Here is a 17,322-nt window from a genome sequence, read left to right on the forward strand (position 1 = left end):
ACTAAGCCATATCCATTACAATACGACCAGTAATCTCGTTTTTCTCCATCTGATCAAAAATCTGGTTAATCTCATCCAGACTTCTGACCTCGATATTGGTTTTAACTTTACCCTGGGCGCCAAAATCAAGGCATTCAGCCAGATCCCTTCGGGTTCCTACGATGGAGCCGACAATAGTGACACCGTTCAGAACCGTATCAAAAATGGGGATTGGCAGCTCATCGGGTGGCAGACCAACCAGCACCAGTGTCCCTCCCCTGCGGGTTGAAGCGTAGGCACTGTCAAAACCTGCTTTAGAGACTGCGGTACAGATAGCAGCATGGACACCGGTATTGAGAAGCTTCTGAATCTTTTCTTCCGGCTTTTCCTTCATAAAATCAATAAAATGATCGGCACCCAGATCCAGACAAAGCTTCTCTACGTCGGCTCCGGTATCGACTGCAACCACATTCAGGCCCATAGCCTTGGCATACTGAATGGCCAGATGCCCCAGACCACCGGCACCCACAATAGACACCCAGTCACCTGGCTTGGTGTTGCTGACCTTCAGTGCTTTATAAGAGGTGACCCCTGCACAAAACAGCGGTGCGGCATCAATAAACGACAGGCCATCAGGAATTTCAACGACATAGCGGGCATCGGCAAGACAGTATTCGGCATAACCCCCATTCACCATATATCCACCGTAGACGACATCCGGGCAAAGTGTTTCTTTGCCTTCCAGACAGTAGTCACAATATCCACAGGCTGAGTAGAGAAATGGAACACCCACGCGACTGCCTTTTTTCAGGTGAGTCACCTGACTGCCAACTTCAGTGACAACGCCTACACCTTCATGCCCCGGAATCAGCGGCATGGTAGGTTTTACCGGCCAGTCACCATGGCAGGCATGAAGGTCTGTATGGCAGACACCACATGCCTTGATATTAACCAGAACATTATTAGGACCGACTTCCGGTACAGGTACGTCTTCAATTTTTAACGGTTCTTTAAAGTTATGTGCAACGGCAGCTTTCATAACGAGTTTCCTCTGTGTCCAGTTGACCAGCAGAGATTTGAAAACTGATCAACTCCAATCGTGAAAAACAGACGGGCTTCAGCCAGTGAGTTTGCTTGCATGAAACTCAAGATGGTTGTCGATAAAGCTGGATATGAAATAGTAACTGTGGTCATAGCCAGCCCTCAGGTTCAGCGTTAAGGGAACATTGGCTTTAGCACAGGCTGTTTTGAAATGATCAGGCTGCAGCTGCTCTTCAAGGAATGAGTCACTGCTGCCCTGGTCGATAAGAATTGGGGCACTGGCCTTAGCCTGCTGCACCAGCAGGGTTGCATCGTAGTTGCCCCAAAGGCTTTTATCGTCTCCCAGATAGTTCTGAAAGGCTTTCTGTCCCCAGGGTACGACCGTGGGATGAACAATAGGGGAGAACGCTGATACCGAAGTATAGGCTCCGGGGTTTCGCAGGTAGATCACCAGCGCACCATGCCCACCCATCGAATGCCCACTGATGGCTTTCTTTCCGGAGACCGCAAAAGAGCCCTCAATCAACGCTGGCAACTCCTCGACGACATAACTGTACATCCGGTAATGATCAGACCAGGGAGACTGAGTGGCATCGACATAAAAGCCTGCCCCGGAGCCAAAGTCGTAGCTGTCGTGTTCGCCAGGCAGATCCAGCCCCCGGGGGCTGGTATCAGGGCAGACTATCGCCAGGCCCAGCCGGGCTGCCATTTTGAATGCACCGGCTTTCTGGGTGAAATTTTCATCAGTACAGGTTAATCCCGAAAGCCAGTAAACGACAGGAACTGGATTTTTCTTTGCCTGTGGGGGCAGATAAATAGCAAACACCATGTCCGTTGAAGTCGACGACGATGAATGCTTATATCGATGCAGATCGCCTTCAAAGACTCTGGTGACAGATAACTGTTCCATTGACTGATCCCTGTTAGTAAAGAATCACGGTGCGGATACTTTTACCCTCATGCATCAGGTGGAATGCATCATTTATTCTGTCCAGCGGCATGGTGTGGGTGATCAGTGGATCAATGTCGATCTTGTTCTGCATATACCAGTCAACGATTTTAGGAACATCGGTGCGTCCACGGGCTCCGCCAAAGGCACTGCCTTTCCAGCTGCGGCCAGTGACCAGCTGGAATGGACGTGTTGAAATTTCCTGACCCGCTCCGGCTACCCCAATGACGTAAGACTCACCCCAGCCCTTATGGCAGCATTCAAGTGCCTGGCGCATGACATGTACGTTACCGATACATTCAAAGCTGTAATCCACGCCACCACCGGTGAGGTCGACGATAGCATCGACAATATTGTCAACGTCTTTCGGGTTCAGGAAGTCAGTCATGCCAAAGTCTTTGGCCATGGGAACCTTGTCAGGATTCAGGTCAATACCAATGATTTTGTCAGCACCGACCATCCGGGCTCCCTGAATCACATTCAGTCCAATGCCGCCCAGGCCAAATACGGCAACGGTACTGCCCGGCTCAACCTTGGCATCAAACACCACAGCACCCAGACCGGTGGTGACTCCGCAACCGATATAGCAGACCTTGTCAAAAGGCGCTTCCGGGTCAATTTTTGCCAGTGCTATTTCAGGCAGAACGGTAAAGTTGGAAAACGTTGAGCAACCCATGTAGTGCAGGAGTGGTTTTCCATCAAGAGAAAAACGACTGGTGCCGTCGGGCATCAGCCCCCGTCCCTGAGTCGAACGAATTGACTGACAAAGATTGGTTTTAGGGTTCAGGCAGAAATCACACGTCCGACACTCTGGTGTGTAAAGAGGAATAACATGGTCACCTTTTTTCAGCGAGGTGACACCTTTGCCGACATCGACCACAATGCCCGCACCTTCATGACCAAGAATGACCGGAAATTCCCCTTCCGGGTCATCGCCCGACAATGTGAATGAATCAGTATGGCAAACGCCTGTTGCTTTCAGCTCTACCAGAACTTCTCCATCCTGTGGTCCCTGTAAATCAACATCATGAATTTCCAGTGGCTTGCCTGCGGCAAAGGCGACAGCTGCACGAGTTTTCATCTTGGATCGCTCCTCAGTAGAAACCTGAGCAAGTATAGATGGTGTTTTATATGACACGCTGGTCGTTACTTGTAAGGGCAGTTCCGCAAAATGTACATTTTGCGTCGTTTAAATGCCTGCTGGCTGGCTGTCAGATAGAGGCATTCATTTTTTTTATTGAGAGAACATCATTTATCGCAATGACTTCAGGATTTTTCAGAGGGGCAGACTCACGTATGTATCAGCCTGTTTTCCAGCTATTTCGAGTGTGCCGGGAATTGACTGGTCAGTTTGTACAAAAAACATGTTCGTTCATGAGGGGGCGTTATTCTTGGTCTGTAGCCGTATCATACTATGGTCGAATAGACACTATTTTTCTAGCATGATTTCAAAATGTACCCAGAAACTGCCAGTGTGGGTTGCCATTCAGGTAGTTGACTAAATTTCTTGGCAAAGACCGTCTTGCATCAATGGCCATATAAGCATTCACCAGAGCAATGGAACGACAGGCCGCCTGATAAAGAGCAATAGGTACGTAAGTGCAAATCGTTCCCGCAAACCATCCCGATGCACCTGGCTGAAGTTCTGTAGGTGGTTTATCGGCACATTGTGAACAAAGGTATTCAGCATAAAGCATGGCTTTTGGGCCGAAGGAGGAGCTTCCTAAAAATGATGAGACCGTGGATGAAACACTGTATACACCTTTAACCGATGTCTGGCCGAAGCTTTCGGCATATGTTCCAGAGTCGTGCATGCACACCCAGATATGGCCAATGGAAGCAGCTTTTGCCGCAATCACCTCATCGTTGAGACGATAAGCCGACCAGACATCAGTAAACGCACCTTCTACGGATAACTCACAGGGCAAAGTCCTTTTGGACAACCCCAGGGATCTGACAAGGTCGAAAATAGTAGGAAGCCGCTTCGGCGTCGCCTGGGCAAGGACTGCCACATGGGTTTGAAAGGCTTTGGCAATGTCTTTGTTCTTTCCATGACGAATCAGGATGTCTCCCTTTTGTAAGCTTAATATTTTGTCCAGATTCATAGGTAAATCCACCTTATGATGCGTTAACTATCTGTAGACAGCAGCAGAAAGAACAGCAGTAAAAATCATTATATATGGAATATAGAGTGGTGTTATTTCTATATTTTTAGAAATATAGTTGACATGCTGAGGGTGATGAATAAAATGCACCGCATGAAACAGAGTTTTCAGAACAGCAGTGTGAAGAGCCATGCTGTTGAGTCAATTGAATAACAGGAGTTCATTCGGTGGCCCGTCGCTTTTCTGTTGGAGTGAAAGTGGCTGGCTGGTGTACTCCTGATTTTTTTTGGATTTATATTTCGATATTTCTAGGAGCATTAAATGAATGAGGAAGTACTCGCAAAAGCCGGACAGGCTTTTGATATGTTCCTGTTTCTTGCCGTTGAACTGACCTTATTGTTTCTGGTCATCAGCTTTATTATTGGCGTCATTCTTGACTGTATGCCTGCTAAGCGGATTCAGAAAATCCTTGGCTCGAAAGGTGGTAAAGGCTATGTTTCTGCCGGCTTGCTGGGAGCCATGACACCCTTTTGCAGTTGTTCCACCATTCCCATGCTGGCCGGACTGTTAAAAGCCAGGGCAGGTTTTGGACCAACCATTACCTTCTTGTTTACGTCACCTCTGATGAACCCGATCATCATTGGTCTGTTCCTGGCGACTTTCGGGTTTAAGGTCACTGCCGTGTATTTTGTTATTGCACTCGCAGTGTCTGTTATCGGTGGCTATGTTCTGGAGAAACTTGGTTTTGAACGGTATGTTCGTGAAGATGTGGTTCATGGCAAAACATCCTCAGGTTGCGGCAGCAAAAAAGCCTCCGGGTGTAGTGACAGCAAGCCTGTACAGAAACCTGCTTATAAAGAATCGTCCGGCTGCGGTGCTGATACCGGATGTGGCTCGGCTAAGCCGGTAAAAGACAGCCGTTGGACACGCATCTGGGCTGAAACCTGGAGACAGTTCAAAAAAGTTTTCCCGGCGTTAATGGCAGGTATTGGTATTGGTTCATTCACCTATGGTTTTGTACCGGCTGATTTTATTGCCCAATATGCCGGGCCGGAAAACCCTCTGGCCATTCCATTTGCTGCCGTGATTGGTGTGCCACTGTATATCCGGGCTGAAGCCGTTATCCCTCTGGCTTCTGCACTGGGTGCCAAAGGCATGGGAATGGGCGCACTGATGGCGCTGATTATTGGTAGTGCCGGAGCCAGTCTGACGGAAGTGATACTGTTGAAATCACTGTTCCGTAACCAGATGATTGCAGCATTTCTGGCCGTGATCTTCTCAATGGCTGTAACAGCAGCGCTGGTGTTCACCCTGATTGCATAATGACATAAACAATGCCCGGATCTTTTAAAAAGCTTCGGGCATTTGTCGTTTTAAAGGAGTGGGTTTTACAACGCCCTTTCACTATTTTCGGTATTATCGGAATAATTTTTTTGAGGGTTTTCCACCATGAAACTTGAACTGGAAGATTACGCTAAGGCCCTGAAAGAACTGGGGCATCCATCCCGGTTGAAAGTGTACAAGCGCCTTGCCAAAGCCGGACGGGATGGCTTACCGGTAGGGACTTTGCAGAAAGAGTTGGAGATTCCGGGCTCTACGCTGTCGCACCATATATCTGCGTTGGTGTCGGTGGGGCTGGTAAAGCAGAAAAGGGAAGGACGCATTTTATATTGCATCCCACAGTTTGAACGCTTTGATGCGGTGATTGCGTTTTTATGTGAAGAGTGTTGTGCCGATGAAGGCATCGCTCAGCCTGAATAATCCTGTTAGGGTATGGAAAACAGCTGACTCAAAGGCCATACCCATGAAAAAAATAATAACTGGTGTTGCTCTGCTTCTTACCCCGCTTCTTGTTATTGCAGAAGAGGTGCTTCCTGACATTAAGGTTTATAAATCCCCCACTTGTGGCTGCTGTGCCAAGTGGGTCAGGCATCTTGAAGACAGTGGTTTTTCAGTGGATGCGAAGAATGTTGATAATGTGCACGACTATAAGCGGAAAGCCCACCTTCCCCACAGCCTGAGTTCCTGCCATACCGCCTTTGTTGATGGTTATGCGATAGAAGGCCATGTACCGGCATCAGATATTAAAAAACTGTTAACAGAAAAGCCTGACATTCGCGGTCTGGCGGTTCCGGGTATGCCCGTCGGGTCTCCGGGGATGGAATACGGCAGCCGTAAAGAGGCTTACCAGACGATCAGTTACACCAGAGAAGGCGTAACGGCGGTGTTTACTTCCCACTGAATAACAATCAACGTATGAACTTGCATCGTTGTGCATTTGATAGGTTGTTATCGATTATTTCTGGTATAGAGGAATGAGTCTTTTCGATAATTACCTATGCTTTCTCATTTGAGAATAATTCTTGTTAAGCTTGGAGCGACGCAGCTTCCGGCTTTAACTCTCAAATGAAATGTCGCTTATAGCAACACTTTCAGGGAGTTCGCTGGACAATCTACTTACTTGACAGTAAACAGCCCAAACTAAAAAATCACTGCTATTAAAACGATTTCCCCGTTGGGGAATTTACAGATTTATTGTTAAAAGGCCGGTATGCAGTGAGCAGTCAGACGTTAAAAAAAGCAGGACTCAAGGTCACACTTCCCCGACTAAAAGTACTGGAAGTAATGGAGTCACTGGTTGGAAACCATGTCAGTGCAGAAGATGTTTATAAACTGTTGCTGGAAACAAAGACGGATATTGGCCTGGCTACGATTTACCGCATTCTGAATCAGTTTGAAGAAGTAGGATTATTAACCCGTCATCATTTTGATGGTGCGGTCGCCCGGTTTGAGCTGAAGTCATCCTCACACCACGATCACATGATCTGCACCGACAGTGGCGATATCATAGAGTTTAATGACCCGGTCATTGAGGCGAGACAACAAGAGATTGCCAGAGAAAAAGGGTATGAGTTATTGGGTCATAGTCTTATATTGCGTGTTAAGCCAACAGAAAGAATCGCTTAGCAGTAGCTTTTTTCTCCAGTACGGTCTTCATAAATCAGGCTGTTCAGTTTTGTACTGACTGGTTCTTTTTACTGTAAAACTTTCAAAAAAAAGCAACAAATAGCCATTTGTTGCTTTTTTTTGGGTTAGCCTATTGAAATAAAAGTATAAATAAGAATAATTAGCATTTACAAAATCAGAAGTAATACACGGTAGTACCAATGCTCCGCCCACACACGCAATTCAAGCTCCAGATTCTGTCACTGGCTGTAGCTGCCAGTCTGTCACCGTCCCTTGTCGCTGAAGAAGTTGATGATGCAGGGCTGCAAGACCAGCCCTCTTATATGATGAACCAGGTGGTGGTGACCGCTACAAAAACTGAAAACAACCTGGCCACAGCTCCCGCTTCCATGTCGGTGATCAGTAGTGAAGAAATACAGTCACGCCCGCACACTGCATTAAACGACATTGTTGCAGAAGCTGTAGGTGTTGAGAGTATGAAAACCGGCGGTCGTGCAGGGCGCGAGCTGATCAGTATTCGGGGAATGGACAGCAAGTACACCATGATTCTGGTCAATGGACGTAAGGTGAGTTCTTCCAACGCTATCATCCGTGGTAACGACTTTGACTACGCTTCCATTCCTCAGGATAACATTGAGCAGATTGAAATTATTCGTGGACCTATGTCGGCACTGTATGGCTCGGAAGCCATGGGTGGAGTCATTAACATTATTACAAAGGTTCCTGACAACGAATGGCGCAGCAGCATAAGTGGTGACTACTCCCGCCCCACCAGTGGCGGTGATGGTGGTGCAGAGTTCATGATTGGCCTGAACAGCGGTGGCGCACTGATTGATGATGAGCTGTATATGAACTTTTCCATCAATAAAAGTGCAAGAGATGCCTGGAAACCTTTTGATGGTGATCGCTCCGGGGTTACCGCTCTGGAAGAACGCGACACACTGAGCCTTTCCGGTGGTCTGAACTGGTTGATCAACGACAGACAAACCCTGGATTTTGATGTTTCCTACAGTAATGACGAGCGGGAAGGACTCATTGAGTCAACCATTAACCACAACCCGACCGACCAGAAAGTAAAACGTAACAGTATTGCGATTACCCATGGTGGCGAATGGGATTGGGGTGACAGTCAGTTACGCTACAGTCGTGAAGAGGTTGAAATTGGTGAGTATGATTTTGGCAAGTTCAATCGTGATTATGTGACTGAAACCAACAATGCTGTCGATGGTTCTGTGACAACTGAAATTAATAGCCATCGACTGACACTGGGTGGTGAAGTTCGCAAAATTGAGCTGGACAATAAAAGGGACCTGCTCAGTACCGGTAATGCCAGAATTCAGGAACAGGCTCTGTTTATTCAGGATGAATGGAGCCTGAATGATGACTGGATGCTGACCTACGGTACTCGTGTGGATAACCATGAGGAATTTGGTACCGAGTTCAGTCCCCGGGCGTATCTGGTTAATACGGTAAACGACAAGCTGACAGTAAAAGGCGGGGTTGGTAAAGCGTTCAATGCGCCAACATTGTTGCAGCTGAGTGAGGAATATCGTCTCAGCAGTCGTAAAGGAACAGCTTGGATAATTGGTAACCCTGATTTGAAGCCAGAGACCAGCACGAGTTATGAGTTGGCAATGAATTATCAGGAAGAGAACTGGATGGTTGAAGCTGCCATCTTCCGTAATGACGTTGATGATCTGATTATGCGGGACTTTGACAATTTGCTTGGTATCATTGATGGTCGTGAAGCTTTCACATACAAAAATGTCGACAAAGCCCGAATTGATGGCCTGGAACTGGGCGGTCGCATCAACCTGAGCAGTACCCTGTCGCTTAAAGCCGATTACACCTACATTGATGCAATGGACCGTACCAATAACCAGAAACTGACCAACCGTCCGCAGCAGACCCTTTCATCCACTCTGGACTGGAAGGCCACCAACAAGCTGAACACCTTTGTCAAAGCCTCTTATCAGGGCAAACAGGTAATAAGCCATAGCGATAATGTTGACGTGGATGGCTATACCCTGGTCGATCTTGGTGTGAATTACCGACACAGTGACGACCTGCGTTTCCGCGCAGGTATCAGCAACCTGACCAACAAAAGCCTGAAGCATGAAGCAGAGACCCGCGGTGTTACCGTTGACCCTCGTACATGGTATGTCGGCTTTACCACTGACTTTTAATTCATAAGCAACAGAGCGACAAAAAAACAGGGCATCTCCAGTGTGGCAGGGGGTGTGCCTGTTTTTTCCAGACTAATCACGAGGTATTTTTCAATGGCTGTTACACGTAAACTCCGACAGCTGCTTCCAATAATGGGACTGGCTGCTTTTCTGGTGGGTTGTTCGGGCAGTACACCTGAGCAGATGGACACAGCAGCAGGAATGACCCGTAATGTTACCCATGCTATGGGAGTAACAGAAGTTCCCGAGGCTCCGGAACGCATTGTTGTCCTGTCGGTAGAAGCCACTGAAACACTGCTGGCTTTAGGTCTTAAGCCGGTTGGCGCTGTTCGCTCGAATACCGCTAACCCGGCGGATACCTGGTTTGCCCATATTCGCGACGGTATGGAAGGCGTGGCCGTTGTGGGCAGTGAAGGCCAGGTCAATCTGGAAGCGGTTGCCAGCCTTCAACCGGACCTGATTCTTGGTCTTAAATCCCGGCAGGAAAGTATTTATCCACAGTTAAGTGCCATTGCTCCCACTGTGTATGCTGACCAGTTTAATGGAATGCTGCGTGAGAATCTGGCATTGATAAGCGATGCCGTTAATCGCAAGGATGATGGAATGAAGATTCTTGCTAACCTCGACGACACGATTCGTGACTTGTCTGCCCGCCTTGATGACAGGGACTTATTAGATCAGGAGGTCGCTGTTATCCGCTTTCAGGTAACCGGAGCCCGTTATTACTACAATGAGAGTTTTGCCGCAGGTCTGATTAAGGAGCTGGGTTTTGCCCGGCCTGAACTGCACGACAAGGATGATTTTGCGGAGCCTCTGACCATGGAACGCATCCCTGAGGCCGATGCCGATATTCAGTTCTATTTTACATTTGCTTCTACTGACCCTGAAGCCGGTGCTGAGAATACAAACAACTGGTTGGAACATCCGCTCTGGCAGGAGCTTCGTGCCAGCCAGAAAGGTCAGATCTATCAGGTGGACAATGATATCTGGAACAAGTCTTACGGTATTCTTTCCGGCCAAATGGTTTTGCAGGACATTGAAAATGTCTTGTTAAAACAGCAACCGTTAGCGCAGGAAGGCTGATAATGACGGTTGCTTCCCGACAAATGATGATGTCAGTACAGGTTCCAAGGAGCCTTGTACTGATTACCCTGTTTTTTGCAGTCATTGCACTGGCACTGTGCAGTATGATTTTAGGTTACACCGGCATCACCTGGCAGGATGTGACGGGTGCTTTTACTGCATTCGACGGCAGTCGTGAACATATTGTTGTGCTGGAGATGCGTTTTCCCAGAGCGGTTCTGGCCACACTGGTGGGGGCCAGCCTGGGGGTTGCCGGTCTGTTTATGCAGGGGCTGACCCGCAACCCGCTGGCATCACCCTGTATTTTTGGTATCAATGCCGGTGCGTCGCTGGCGATTGTTGTCGCAACTGCATTCTTTGGTGTTACCAGTCATGAGTTTTTTGCCCTGTTTGCCATGGTGGGGGCCGCAGCTACGGCTTGCGTCGTGTACTTTCTGGGTATGTCCACCGGCAACCTGACGCCACTGAACCTCACGCTGGCGGGCGTTGCTGTTAACGCGTTTCTGGCTTCTGTGACCTCCGGGATACTGGTGTTTAACGAATCGGTTCTGGATGAGGTACTGTTCTGGCTATCCGGTTCAATTGAAGGGCGTCGTCTGGATCTGGTGACTTCCATGATTCCGGCGATGGTCGCTGGCTGGGTGGTTGCTTTCCTGCTGGCTAAGTCCATGAACGCCCAGGCGCTGGGTGATGATATTGCCAGAAGCCTGGGGCAGAAAACCCTGTGGGTGAAACTGGCGGCCTGTCTGGTGATTGTTTCGCTGGCGGGGATGTCTGTAGCGATGGCCGGGCCTATCGGTTTTGCTGGCCTGGTTGCTCCACACTTTGCCCGAGCGGTGCTGGGGCTTGATTATCGCTGGCTGGTTCCCGGCTCCATGCTGATTGGTGCCAGCCTGCTGTTGTCGGCTGATGTGCTGGCCCGATTTATTGTCTGGCCTCAGGAGGTTCCCGTCGGGGTGGCTATGTCGCTGATTGGCGCGCCTTTCTTTATCGCTTACGCACGACGGAGCCTGACAGCATGAGCCAGAACGCTTTATTGAACGAGTTATCAGGCGAGCTGCCGGGCAAGTCTTCTAACTACCTCTTGATCCGTAATGCCTGGGTTTCCCACCTCTTCCCACGCCGGGATGTTCTGATGCTGGGAACCATTGCACTGCTGATGCTGGTGGCGACGCTTGTAGCGCTGGGAACCGGCTCCAGCATGATCAGCCCGTGGCGGGTTGTGCAGACGCTGGCGGGTCAGGGCGATGTGACGGAATCTTTGATTATTAATACGTTCCGTCTGCCCAGAGTCCTGATGGCCATTATGGTGGGTACAGGTCTGGGCATTGCCGGTGTCATTATGCAGGGGCTGGTACGTAACCCTCTGGCATCGCCCGATGTACTGGGTGTGACCGACGGTGCCAGCTTTGTGGCAGTAGCCATTATCACAGTGTTTGCCGGATCGGTCAGTCTGTTCTGGATGCCTGCGTTTGTGTTCGCTGGTGGTGTGGTCACCGTCATGGCCATCTATTTTATTGCCTGGAATGACGGTGTCGCGCCAAGACGGATGATCCTTATCGGTATTGGTATGGGTTCTCTGCTGGTGGCTGCCCGTACGGTGATGATGACCCAGAGTTCCATTGATAAAACCGCAGCGGCACAGGTGTGGCTGAGTGGCAGTCTGAATACGGCGAACTGGCAGCAGGTGCAGATTCTTTCAGTCTGGTATTTGCTGCTGGTGCCGTTTTTAATTCTCGCCATGCGCAGCCTGACGGCTCAGAGTCTGGGTGATGATGTGGCAAGAGGCCTTGGCAGCAGGCTGACCCCGGAACGTTTTGGCCTGATCATGCTCAGCACCGCCCTGGCAACGGGCAGTGTCGCCTTTTGTGGCAGCATTGGTTTTGTTGGCCTGATGGCACCGCATATTACCCGACGACTGTTGGGCAATATGCCGGAGCTGCTGCTGCCTGGTGCCGCCATGGTGGGAGCACTGCTGGTGGTGGTCAGTGATCTTGCTGGTCGTATGGTGCTTGCACCACTGGAAGTGCCGGTGGGTATCTTTACCGCATCCATTGGCGGTCCTTACTTTATTTATTTGTTGGTGACTAAGAAATGAGCCGTCCCGTTCTCCAAAGTCAGAAACTGTCACTGGGTTACGGTGACAAAACCATTATCAACAATATTGATCTGGATATTCCGGAAGGCAAAATCACCACCCTGATTGGCGCCAACGGTTGTGGTAAATCAACCCTGCTGCGCTCCATGGCGCGTCTGCTGAAACCAAAGTCGGGTTGTGTGCTGCTGGATGGCCGGGAAGTATTTACCAGTTCCACTAAAGAGATTGCCAAACGTCTGGCGATTCTGCCCCAGGGACCGGTAGCGCCTGAAGGCATGTCGGTGATGCAGTTGGTTCGTCAGGGGCGTTACCCGCACCAGAGCTGGCTGAAGCAGTGGTCGGAAGAAGACGAACGTTGTGTCATGGAAGCTCTGTCTGCCACCAACATGAGCGAGTTTTCTGAACGTACCGTGGATTCCCTGTCTGGTGGTCAGCGCCAGAGGGCCTGGATTGCCATGACTCTGGCACAGAACACTTCGGTGATTCTGCTGGACGAGCCGACGACCTATCTGGACATGAGCCATCAGATTGAAATCCTTGACCTTCTGTTTGACCTGAATCGAAACTCAGGGCGCACGGTGGTGATGGTGCTGCACGATATGAACCTTGCCAGTCGCTTCAGCGATAATATTGTGGCGGTAAAGGATGGTGAGATTTATGCCAGTGGCGCGCCGGAAACGGTGATGACCGCTGAACTGGTGGAGCAGGTGTTTGGTCTGGATTCACAGATTATTCCCTGTCCGATGTTTGGTACGCCCACTTGTGTGCCTGTGGGTAAAGGACGCCGGGTCAGTAATCCGCTGCATCTGGTTGAGCCGAAGCTGCTGGTAAAAACAGCCTGAATCGTTTAAACGAGTTTCCGGCAATTAACAGCATCACGCTGTCTGAACAGAAGCCCGGAAGATTCCGGGCTTTTTTATCTATTTCAGGTTCCCTCAACTCCCCCCCCCCTCAATCACTTCTTTGTCACCACCTTGCTAGCTAGCTCTAAATAGACTTTACTGACGTCTGACCAGAGAGTACGACCTGCGATTTATCACAACCTGTTCGCCTTGTACTCAGGTTCTTTAACTCTGACCCGCTTTCCAAGAAACAGATTATTAAGGATGAAGGTATTTTAAGGAGGGGTAACCCCGTATAAACAACTGTTGAGCCTACCGCACAAGTCGGATATGAATAACTTCAATTAATAATAATGGTGTTAAGAATTGTGTATAAACTATTTAGCCATGGATCGTTATTGACCACTCTTTTTCTGGTATCAATTCATTGTTCAACAGCATTACATGCACACTCTCCACCGCCTCCAAAATTTTTCGCTATCTTCCCTACCAGTGAATACCTGAAGACAACCTGTACTAATGAATCAGCCCCTGCTTTAAATGACACTACTTCCCTTCAGAAGCCAGACGAGATAAACCATTCAATGACGGTGATGAAAAACTATTTATCACCGCACCCAAAGGGTTTAATAGACTGGAATACCCTGAATCTTAACCGACAACCTTCTGCCCCTGAACTGAAAAAAGCGCAAAAAAAGCTGAAAATTCTGATTCCAGTTCTCACTCTTGCAGCACTGAGCCAGTATGTTTTTGCAGGGGGGTTCATTGATGCGAAAGGCTCCTCGTATTCACAATACTACGATTCAATACTGGTGCTCGGAGGTTCAAACTATCTGGCTGACGGCATGGCAGAACTGTTGAACGATGCGGGTCTTGATCTTATTCACTCGCGTGGAGCAGTATTAATCATCATGCTGGTACCGGCAGAGTCCAGAGCGATTTATAACGACATCACTCTGAATATGAAACAGCTCAGCTTTCATGAAGCACTGAATCATTATGCGATTAAAAGTGCAGCTAACCAGGCCAGTCATGTAGCGGTTGAACTGGCTTTACCCTATGTCAGAAAACATCTTGAAACTGGAAAATACCCCGGCCTTGATAAAATGCTGGCAACGGCTGCAGCTTCCACAGCCCTTTTGGTTCCACCCCTGTTATTACAGATTGCCATTGGGATGGCCAGCGGAGGCAACATTAAGGCAGGAAAAATGTTCATCGACTCCACTATAGGGTTTATGTACACAGCAGCAGTGAATAATGTTAAAAAGATAAGTCAGCAAGCTACCCATGCTTATCTTGATGGTTCGAAAGATAAGCCCTGGTGTAATCCCGAACTTCAGAATTGTAAAAAAACTGATAAAGACGAATTCTACTCTGAGCTATTTGCCGGAGCTTTATGCCTCGCCAGTGCGAAAGTGGTCGATCTGGCTACATCCATGATTCCTTCCGGTATGGCTTTAAAATCTATCCCAATACCAGTGCTTTCGAGACTGATTAATGTCGGAATGGCAAACGGGGCGATAAAGGCAACTCCGAAAATAATGGCAGAAACATCAAAAATTCTCAGGAAAGTATCAGCCTATGCGGTTTCTGATGCTTTTAATAAAAGGCTAAAGCACACTACCCTGCCTTCGTATACTTCCGAACCAGAATCTGTCAGCAACCTGATTACCATCATCACCAACCTGGGGCTGTCTTATGTTGCTTTTTCACACCACTCAGGGGAACCGTACAAAATCGGTTTTGCCGTAAGGAGTATGAATGCCGCTCAGAACCTTGGCATAATGGCAGCGGTTAAAATCGCTTTCTCTACGGGCCTGGACCAGGCTTTTGGTTTATCGGAACCATTAAATATTCCATCGGATTACTATGCAAGGTATCCCGGAACATCTCTGACAAATAAAAAACTACATGGACAAATGGTTCCCACCCCGGTACTGAAATTGTCGGAATCACCCTGAAACCAATGTTTCAGGGCTTCTTCTCAAACCAGCAAACCTGTCCACTTCCACCAGGTGGCAGCAAACAGGGCAAAGGTTAGCAAACTGGCAACTGTCAGCTGCAAACCAATTCGCGCAAAGGTTCTGGTATCAAAATACCCTGTCGAATAGGCCACCATATTTTGCGGTGCATTCACCGGCAGAATCATTCCAAAGCTCACTGCAAACAATTGTAGAAGTACCAGCCCCATTGCATTTTCAGACATTGATGGTGGCAGGGTACTCGAAAATGCCAGAAACACCGGAAGCAAAGCCACCGTCACGCTCATTGCACTGGCAAACCCCAGATGCATGATGATTGAGAAACTGGTCATAGCAACGACCAGAAGAGGAATAGAAAATAATGATATATCCAGCGCCGAGAAGCAGGATTCTGCTAACCAGGCAGCAGCTCCGGTATTAACCAGTTGTTGCCCGAGGCTGATACTGACACCAAACATCACAATCACGCCCCAGGGCAGACATTTTTCAACCTCTTTCCAACTACTGAATACACCAAGTCCCGGAAGTAACAGGCAAACAGCCATAATCAGCATGGTCGCAGGCACAGTGATATGATGCAGGAAACCTTCTGTAACCCAGCTGGTAATCAAAATCAGAGTAAAAAGAGCCAGTCGCTTCTGCTGATGGTTTAAAGGCTCCCGATTACCGGTAAGAGAAATGGTGTCTGAACCAAAGCTGACACCATTCAGTTCACGTCGAAGAATCACAAACAGAATAATAGTCATCAAGGCAGACCAGGGACCGGCATAGAGCAACCATTTTGCCCAGGTGAGAGAATATCCACTATGCTCTGCCATCAGCTCCAGTCCGGCAACATTGTGTCCGGTAGCCGTCATGACCCCGACATTCCAGACCGTACTGACCTGCGCTGCGCCAATCACCAGAATGGCGGCAAACCGGCTTTGGGCCCCCAGCCCAAGCGTCGCAACCACTCCGGCAAGGATCGGGACCTGGACAGCAGTTCTGCCGGTGGGTGAAGGCACCAAAAATGAGAACACTACTCCGATCAGAAGGCATCCGGCAAGAATCGCACCAGGGGAAGGATGAACCCGGGATAAAATAGCCCGGGCAATTCGCCGGTCAAGTTCCGTTGCCTGCATGGCTGCCGCCATAATCAATGCGCCGGAGATGACAATAATGCTGGGCGAGGAAAATCCTTTCATCGCCTGAAGAATGGCTTTACTGGTACCAATAACAGAACCCGTATCCGGGTTTGGGATCAGTCCAAGAAACAGAGTCATTAGCAGGGCAATCAGCAATGCACTGATGGGATAAGCCATTGCCTCTGTCACCCACAGGATAACAGCCATTGCCAGAATACCCAGCATTGCCTGACCGGCAGGCGTAAGCCCCTGCAAGGGTAGAAGGAGAATTGCAACCAGAGCACAAAATGAGACTGGAATCGCAATTCGGCCAACCAGTAATTTGATTGGGCTGCGTTCTATCGGTACGTCTGACACTGAATACCCCTCTCGATTGATAGTTCTCAGGGGGTTCAGTCTAAGCAAGAGTTTGCAGTTCTGTGGGCTTTATTATCAAAAATAAAAAAAATGAGGAGATTTTCCCGAAAAGTGGAGCTATTAATCCATTTGAAAGGTACTGAACGCCTGACTATTCAGTGCCTTTCAACCAGCCTGCCTTCCTCGGCAAAACCACAGCTGTTATAGAGATGAATCGCTTTTTCGTTCTCCTGTGCAACCACAAGATAGATTTTATGCAGGTTCAGGATGTTAGAGGCGTAGTCCAGTGCTGACCGGATCAGGGTTCTGGCGTAGCCCTTGCCCTGATGTTCCGGTGCAATAATGATCTGGAACTCGGCATTGCGGTGGATGTAATCAATTTCAATCAGCTCAACCAGTCCGATAGACTCATTGCTCTGGTCAACCGCTATAAAACGACGTTCCGAGTTGTCATGGACATGCCGGACGTAGAGGTCTTCCAGTTCGCCATAGGATTCAAAAGGTTCCTCAAACCAGTACGACATGATACTGCGATTGTTGTTCAGCTGGTGGACAAACTGCAGGTCGTGTTTTTCCAGTGCTCTCAGATTGATTTGAGTGCTCATACAA

16 protein-coding genes are annotated in these 17,322 nt (G+C 48.8%); 10 read left to right on the top strand and 6 right to left on the bottom strand.

The annotated features are described in order from the left end of the window. Position 1: 1 nt before the first annotated feature. The 4 genes from adhP to V5J35_RS13075 form a co-directional block, all read right to left on the bottom strand. Positions 2-1,018: an alcohol dehydrogenase AdhP gene (gene adhP / locus V5J35_RS13060; RefSeq protein WP_354007556.1), complete on the bottom strand. Its 1,017-nt coding sequence runs from the start codon at positions 1,016-1,018 to the stop codon at positions 2-4. A 78-nt stretch (positions 1,019-1,096) separates the two neighbouring features. Next, a complete protein-coding gene (gene fghA / locus V5J35_RS13065) occupies positions 1,097-1,930 on the bottom strand; it encodes an S-formylglutathione hydrolase (protein WP_354007557.1) in 834 nt (277 codons plus the stop codon). Between the two features lie 13 nt (positions 1,931-1,943). Beyond that, positions 1,944-3,050 (bottom strand): S-(hydroxymethyl)glutathione dehydrogenase/class III alcohol dehydrogenase, encoded by a 1,107-nt coding sequence (locus V5J35_RS13070; RefSeq protein ID WP_354007558.1) that lies wholly within the window; start codon positions 3,048-3,050, stop codon positions 1,944-1,946. Positions 3,051-3,417: 367 nt separating this feature from the next. Beyond that, positions 3,418-4,074 (bottom strand): hypothetical protein, encoded by a 657-nt coding sequence (locus tag V5J35_RS13075; RefSeq protein ID WP_354007559.1) that lies wholly within the window; start codon positions 4,072-4,074, stop codon positions 3,418-3,420. Between the two features lie 321 nt (positions 4,075-4,395). Between V5J35_RS13075 and V5J35_RS13080 the strand changes: the two genes are divergently transcribed. The 10 genes from V5J35_RS13080 (at position 4,396) to V5J35_RS13125 (ending at position 15,211) form a co-directional block, all read left to right on the top strand. Beyond that, a complete protein-coding gene (locus tag V5J35_RS13080; protein ID WP_354007560.1) occupies positions 4,396-5,397 on the top strand; it encodes a permease in 1,002 nt (333 codons plus the stop codon). A gap of 126 nt (positions 5,398-5,523) precedes the next feature. Continuing rightward, positions 5,524-5,835, top strand: coding sequence for an ArsR/SmtB family transcription factor (locus tag V5J35_RS13085; protein ID WP_354007561.1), 312 nt, complete (start codon positions 5,524-5,526; stop codon positions 5,833-5,835). Positions 5,836-5,878: 43 nt separating this feature from the next. Further along, positions 5,879-6,316 carry a DUF411 domain-containing protein gene (locus tag V5J35_RS13090; RefSeq protein WP_354007562.1) on the top strand — a complete coding sequence of 146 codons (438 nt, stop codon included), beginning with the start codon at positions 5,879-5,881 and terminating at the stop codon, positions 6,314-6,316. A gap of 314 nt (positions 6,317-6,630) precedes the next feature. Next, positions 6,631-7,041 carry a ferric iron uptake transcriptional regulator gene (gene fur, locus V5J35_RS13095; RefSeq protein WP_354016402.1) on the top strand — a complete coding sequence of 137 codons (411 nt, stop codon included), beginning with the start codon at positions 6,631-6,633 and terminating at the stop codon, positions 7,039-7,041. Positions 7,042-7,241: 200 nt separating this feature from the next. Continuing rightward, a complete protein-coding gene (locus V5J35_RS13100; RefSeq protein WP_354007563.1) occupies positions 7,242-9,227 on the top strand; it encodes a TonB-dependent receptor domain-containing protein in 1,986 nt (661 codons plus the stop codon). A 93-nt stretch (positions 9,228-9,320) separates the two neighbouring features. Then, positions 9,321-10,310, top strand: a complete 990-nt coding sequence (locus tag V5J35_RS13105; RefSeq protein WP_354007564.1) for an ABC transporter substrate-binding protein — start codon at positions 9,321-9,323, stop codon at positions 10,308-10,310. A gap of 2 nt (positions 10,311-10,312) precedes the next feature. Further along, positions 10,313-11,332 carry a FecCD family ABC transporter permease gene (locus V5J35_RS13110; RefSeq protein WP_354007565.1) on the top strand — a complete coding sequence of 340 codons (1,020 nt, stop codon included), beginning with the start codon at positions 10,313-10,315 and terminating at the stop codon, positions 11,330-11,332. Continuing rightward, complete coding sequence (locus tag V5J35_RS13115) at positions 11,329-12,408, top strand: FecCD family ABC transporter permease (protein ID WP_354007566.1); 1,080 nt, start codon at positions 11,329-11,331, stop codon at positions 12,406-12,408. The genes V5J35_RS13110 and V5J35_RS13115 overlap by 4 nt, the downstream gene beginning before the upstream one ends. After that, positions 12,405-13,250, top strand: coding sequence for an ABC transporter ATP-binding protein (locus tag V5J35_RS13120; RefSeq protein ID WP_354007567.1), 846 nt, complete (start codon positions 12,405-12,407; stop codon positions 13,248-13,250). Before V5J35_RS13115 ends, V5J35_RS13120 begins: the two co-directional genes overlap by 4 nt. 398 nt (positions 13,251-13,648) lie before the next feature. Continuing rightward, the gene (locus V5J35_RS13125) at positions 13,649-15,211 is read left to right on the top strand and encodes a hypothetical protein (protein ID WP_354007568.1); all 1,563 of its coding nucleotides are present in this window, start codon (positions 13,649-13,651) and stop codon (positions 15,209-15,211) included. A 23-nt stretch (positions 15,212-15,234) separates the two neighbouring features. Here the strand turns inward: V5J35_RS13125 and V5J35_RS13130 are convergent, their stop codons facing one another. After that, entirely contained in the window at positions 15,235-16,713 is a 1,479-nt protein-coding gene (locus V5J35_RS13130; protein WP_354007569.1) for an SLC13 family permease, read from the bottom strand. Positions 16,714-16,868: 155 nt separating this feature from the next. Further along, on the bottom strand, positions 16,869-17,318 hold the full coding sequence (locus V5J35_RS13135) for a GNAT family N-acetyltransferase (RefSeq protein ID WP_354007570.1): 450 nt from the start codon (positions 17,316-17,318) through the stop codon (positions 16,869-16,871). Positions 17,319-17,322 lie beyond the last annotated feature (4 nt).

Source organism: Endozoicomonas sp. NE40 (genome assembly GCF_040549045.1).
GTDB classification, from domain to species: domain Bacteria; phylum Pseudomonadota; class Gammaproteobacteria; order Pseudomonadales; family Endozoicomonadaceae; genus Endozoicomonas_A; species Endozoicomonas_A lisbonensis.